Source organism: Pseudomonas sp. P5_B2, from assembly GCF_056400445.1.
This window is the reverse complement of the sequence record NZ_JBFULH010000310.1, coordinates 1-4,917: the sequence shown is the minus strand read 5'-3', so window position 1 is coordinate 4,917 and position 4,917 is coordinate 1. Positions and strand designations below refer to the sequence as shown.

Below are 4,917 nucleotides of genomic sequence, written 5' to 3'. Positions count from 1 at the left end.
GGGTCAGACCGAGCGAGCACACTTCAACCGTTTCCACCACTCAAGCCATCCTTAGGGAGCCGATGCGCCATGCCTGACAATAAAAACAACAGCGCCAGCACTGACACACACAAAGCCAATTTCGATAGCATTCCGGTGGTCAACATTGCCGGTCTGTTCAGCTTCGAACTGGAACACCGCTTGGCCGTGGCCGAACAATTGGGGCGCGCTGCCAGCGAGGTCGGGTTCCTCTATATCACCGATCACGGTATCGACCCRCAGCTGATCGCCAATCTGCGCAAGGCGGCCAAGGACTTTTTCGACCAGCCCCTCGACACCAAGATGCAGCACTACATCGGCACTTCACAAACCCACAAGGGCTTTGTACCCGAAGGCGAAGAGGTCTACTCCAAAGGCAAGCCGGACCACAAAGAGGCCTTCGACGTCGGCTTCGAAGTGCCGGCCGATGACCCGCTGGTGCTGGCGAACACCCCATTGCTGGGGCCCAACGACTGGCCACAGTTGGCAGGGTTCAAGGCGTCGGTTCAGGCCTACTATGAAGCGATCTTCGCCTTGGGCAGGCGCCTGTTCGGCGGCTTTGCCCTGACCCTGGGCCTGGAAGAAAACTATTTCGACAGCCTTGTTACTCGTCCGCCGTCCAAGCTGCGCCTGATTCACTATCCCTTCGACGGTGCCGCCCATGACGCACCGGGGCTTGGCGCCCATACTGACTACGAGTGCTTCACCATCCTCCTGGCCGACAAACCAGGCCTTGAGGTGATGAACAATCTTGGGCAATGGATCGATGCCCCACCGATTGCCAATGCCTTTGTGGTCAACATCGGCGACATGCTGGAAGTGATGACCGCAGGCGCGTTCGTTGCCACTGCACACAGGGTCCGCAGCGTGCGCGAGGAGCGTTACTCCTTTCCATTGTTTTATGCCTGCGACTACCACACCCAGATCAAACCGCTGCCCGGGTTCGCCCAGGCAGGCAACGACTACGAAGAAATCACGATCGGCGAACACATGTATGGCCAGGCACTGCAGACGTATCAATATCTGCGCGCGAGGGTGGCCAATGGGGAAGTTCAACTGCCAGGCAAGGCACGCAAGCCCGCCAGTTTCGGACATTTGAAAAATCAGGCGCAACCGTCCTGATTGAAGTTTTCAGCTACCCCCTTACCTACGCCGGAGTCAGTAAGAAATGAAAAACAATAAAAAGAACCTGTTGAGCTTGGCTATTTTGGCAGCCGGTATGCTCGGTGCCTCGGTGAGCATGGCCGCCTCAGACACGCTCAAGGTCGGCATGGAAATCACCTACCCTCCCTTCGAGTCCTATGACAAGGACAAAAACGTGGTCGGTTCGGACCCCGAACTGGCCGCTGCACTGGCCAAGCACATGAACGCCAAGGTGGAGTTCGTCGACACCAAGTTCCCGAGCCTGATCCTGGGCCTCAACTCCGGCAAATACGACGCAGTCATTTCCGGCATGTACATCACGCCGGAGCGCCAGACTCAAGCCCAAACCATCGCCTATGCCAACACCGGTGCCGCAGTCATGGTGCCCAAGGGCAGCGAGATCAATGCGAAAAAACCTGAGGACCTGTGCGGCTTGAAACTGGGCCTGGAACAGGGCACTACCTGGGTCAAGGAATTCCGCAAACTGTCCGATGAATATTGCGTGCCGAACAACAAAGGCGCCATCACCGTCAGCGAGTACCCCTCGGCGCCTGAAGTGACCCAAGCCCTGTTGTCCAAGAACATTCAGGCCCAGGTTGAAATCGCCGGTGCCGCAAAACTGATCGCGGAAAAGACCAACGGCCGGGTAGTGATCACCACCGATCACCCGATCTATCAGCAAACCCTGGGCATCTTCGTCAAGAAAGGTAATGAAGAAACCTTCCAGGCGGTGCAAAAGGCCTTCGAGGAGACCAAGAAGAGTGGTGAGTACGCCGCTATTCTTAAGAAATACGCCTTGGAAGAACCGACTGCCAACTAAGAACGTGTCCTTGTAGTTTGGTCATCTGCCTCCCCGTCATCGGGGCGGCAGATTGAGGTGCCCTATGCAATTCGATTGGTCGTATTTCTTCTCCCTGTTCTCCCTGCCAGACTTCTGGAATGCCTGCGTCACGGTGGTCCAGCTCAGWGCCTTGGCCTGGTTCATCGGCATGCTGCTGGGTTTCGTCCTGGCCACGGCCAAGCTGTCCCAGTCGCCGTTGTTGCGCATTCCCGCAGCGGTTTACATTTGGTTTTTCCGCAGCATCCCGTTGCTGGTGCTGGTGGTCTTCGTCTACAACTTGCCGCAATTGTTTCCCGGCAGCGGACCGATCCTGTCCAACCCCTTCTACTCCGGCTTGCTGGCCCTGGTGGTCACCGAAGCGGCGTACATGGCGGAAATCCACCGTGGTGGCCTGATCTCCGTGGCCAAGGGCCAGAAAGAAGCCGGGCGCGCGCTGGGTGTCGGCGTGATCGGCATGCAGCGCTTGATCGTGATACCTCAGGCTTTCCGTATCTCGCTGCCGACGTTGATCAATGAATACATCACGGTGGTCAAACTGACCTCGCTGGTCTCGGTGATCTCGCTGACGGAAATTCTCACCGTCGGCCAACGCCTCTACGCCACCAACTTCCTGGTCATGGAGACCCTGGCGGCGGTGGGCGTCTACTACGTGTTGATCGTTACAGTGTTTGGCTTTTTCCTGCAGCGCCTGGAGCGCTACCTGGACCTGAACTTCCGCAAGCCGCAAACACTCGACGCACCCGCCGTGGCCAAGCTCAAGGCCTGCGCCGAAGCCTTGCCCGACAGCACACGCAAAGCAGCGGGCAAGAACCTGACGCCTATCCTGCAACTGAAGAACATCCAGAAGAGTTATGGCACGCACAAAGTGCTGCTGGGGATCGACTTGAAGGTCGAATACGGCCAGGTGGTCTCGATCATTGGCCCATCCGGTTCCGGCAAGACGTCGCTGATCCGCACGGTCAACGGCCTGGAAACCATCGATACCGGCGACATTCTGTTGTTCGGCGAACAATTCATCGAGGCGTCGGACAAACCCAACAGCTCCCGCTTGCGCAAAGGTGTGCGCCACATTGGCATGGTGTTCCAGAACTTCAACCTGTTCCCGCAYCGCACCATTCTCGACAACGTCACGCTGGCGCCGCGTTACCACGGCCAGCCGGGCGAGCTGAGTGAACATCGTGCTTACGCGTTGCTGGACAAGGTCGGCCTGCTGGCCCATGCCCACAAGTACCCGCATCAACTCTCCGGCGGGCAGCAACAGCGCGTGGCGATCGCGCGGGCCCTGGCGATGGAGCCGCAGATCATGCTGTTCGACGAGCCGACCTCGGCCCTCGACCCGGAACTGGTCATCGACGTGCTGAATGTGATTCGTGACCTGGCAAAGGAAGGCATGACCATGCTGATCGTGACCCACGAAATGGACTTCGCCATGTCGATCTCGGACAGGGTGATTTTCATGGAGAACGGCAACATTCAACTCGATGCCGCGCCTGAAACCATACGCTGCGATACCGAAGGTGAGCGTGTGCGGCGCTTTATGGGCATCGATGCTCCATCGCCAAACCGCTCTGCAACGGTGGATCTTGCATGAACCGGCAACCCCTTTCTTTGAGCTTCCTTCTATCAGGAAAACACCCATGAATCTTGGAATCGCCGGACGCTGGGCGCTGGTCTGCGCCGCCAGTAAAGGTCTGGGTAAAGCCTGCGCACAGGCACTCGTCCATGAAGGCGTGAACGTGGTGATCACTGCACGGGGYGAACAGACGCTGAATGAAACAGCCCGTCAGCTCAGAGCGATCAATCCTGAAGTGACGGTCATCGCCGTCGCCGGAGACATTTCGACGCCTGAGGGTCGGGCAGCAGCGCTGATGGCCCATGAGCATTTCGATATTTTGATCAACAACGCTGGAGGCCCACCTCCCGGGGATTTTCGCGAATGGAATCGCGACGCCTGGCTCAAGGCGCTGGACACCAACATGCTGACCCCTATCGAGCTGATCAAGGCAACGGTAGACGGCATGGCGACACGCGGGTTTGGTCGAATCATCAACATCACGTCGAGTGCCGTGAAGTCCCCTATCGAAAGCCTGGGGTTGTCCAACGGTGCACGCAGTGGTCTGACGGGGTTCATCGCAGGGCTTGCCCGGCAAGAAAATATTGCCAGTTGTAATGTGACAATCAACAACCTGCAGCCGGGCTCCTTCGATACCGATCGACTGCGTGACAACCTGGTCGCGGCGGCCCACGAGTCGGGGCAAGACAGTGAGGCATTCCTTGATGAATGCCGTCACGAAATTCCTGCCAAGCGCTTCGGCTCACCCGAGGAGTTCGGTGCGCTGTGTGCCTTCGTTTGCAGCAGTCATGCGGGCTACCTGACCGGGCAGAACCTGTTGATGGATGGCGGGGCCATTCGCTCCAGCCAATAAATTTCTCTGCACGGGCAGCGATCGACCTTCAGTCCACAAGGAACGTCGCTGGCAGAGTCAGATCAGGCGGTTCAGAAGTATCTGGTACTCATCCCACCAGAAGACCAGGGTCAACAGCGCGAGTCCGCAGGTGCCGGCCATGACTATGCGCAGCCAATCTGCCACCGTCATTTGAAGGTCCATAAGCCCTCCTCCTTCTGGGTGGTTGAGCACTTACGAAACCGGGTTGGTTCGACGTCTTTATCGTCGCAACCTTCGGCAATTACCGAATGTTCTATGCACATATTATTATTCTCTTCAGGACTGACGGTCATACGGCTTGGCATTGCGAGACGCCGAATAGCCGGGCTTGTCGCGCACACCATGAGAAGGAGTTTATCGACGGCAGGTCTGCCAACCTCTCATTGGGCGACAACGCCTTATCATTTCATGACAACTCATGACCGTTGATCCGGGATGGTTTTGAGCCAGTGGCACAGACAAACGCTC

Annotated in this window: 5 protein-coding genes; 4 read left to right on the top strand and 1 reads right to left on the bottom strand. The window is 57.6% G+C overall.

The genetic code is table 11. The annotated features are described in order from the left end of the window. Positions 1-69: 69 nt before the first annotated feature. The 4 genes from AC1DRJ_RS19185 to AC1DRJ_RS19170 all read left to right on the top strand — a co-directional run bounded on the left by AC1DRJ_RS19185 (position 70) and on the right by AC1DRJ_RS19170 (position 4,428). Complete coding sequence (locus tag AC1DRJ_RS19185) at positions 70-1,140, top strand: isopenicillin N synthase family dioxygenase (RefSeq protein WP_477803537.1); 1,071 nt, start codon at positions 70-72, stop codon at positions 1,138-1,140. A gap of 46 nt (positions 1,141-1,186) precedes the next feature. Further along, entirely contained in the window at positions 1,187-1,981 is a 795-nt protein-coding gene (locus AC1DRJ_RS19180; protein WP_477803536.1) for an ABC transporter substrate-binding protein, read from the top strand. A 64-nt stretch (positions 1,982-2,045) separates the two neighbouring features. Continuing rightward, a complete protein-coding gene (locus tag AC1DRJ_RS19175; protein ID WP_477803535.1) occupies positions 2,046-3,593 on the top strand; it encodes an amino acid ABC transporter permease/ATP-binding protein in 1,548 nt (515 codons plus the stop codon). Positions 3,594-3,639: 46 nt separating this feature from the next. After that, complete coding sequence (locus AC1DRJ_RS19170) at positions 3,640-4,428, top strand: SDR family oxidoreductase (RefSeq protein ID WP_477803534.1); 789 nt, start codon at positions 3,640-3,642, stop codon at positions 4,426-4,428. A 57-nt stretch (positions 4,429-4,485) separates the two neighbouring features. On the opposite strand, the gene AC1DRJ_RS19165 is transcribed toward AC1DRJ_RS19170, so the two are convergent. Beyond that, entirely contained in the window at positions 4,486-4,611 is a 126-nt protein-coding gene (locus tag AC1DRJ_RS19165; protein ID WP_477803533.1) for a hypothetical protein, read from the bottom strand. Positions 4,612-4,917 lie beyond the last annotated feature (306 nt).